The sequence below is a fragment of the Paraburkholderia sp. EG286B genome (genome assembly GCF_040965655.1).
Taxonomy (GTDB): domain Bacteria; phylum Pseudomonadota; class Gammaproteobacteria; order Burkholderiales; family Burkholderiaceae; genus Paraburkholderia.
Genome location: NZ_JBFRCF010000219.1, coordinates 1 through 267 on the forward strand (window position 1 = coordinate 1; position 267 = coordinate 267).

1 protein-coding gene is annotated in these 267 nt (G+C 61.8%); it reads left to right on the forward strand.

Annotated elements, in window-relative coordinates:
- On the forward strand, positions 1 to 267 hold a 267-nt coding region (locus tag AB4Y42_RS44495), incomplete at both ends, for an aminotransferase class I/II-fold pyridoxal phosphate-dependent enzyme (protein ID WP_368697931.1).

Below are 267 nucleotides of genomic sequence, written 5' to 3' on the forward strand. Positions count from 1 at the left end.
CTACCTTGGAGAACTACAGTTGGAAGGCAGGCCGGCGCCCGCCATGGCATCTCTTGGCGAAGGCAAGCACGTCATCCACATCGGCTCCTTCAGCAAGACTGTTAGCCCTGCTCTGCGGCTTGGCTTCATTGTTGTCCCGTCCGACCTCGTCAATGCATTCGCGGAGGTGGCCGCGACACTCGCTCCCGCGCCGTCACCGGTCATTCAAGTCGCCACTGCGGAGTTTATGCGGGAGGGCCACTACATCCGACGTGTGCGCCGGCTCAA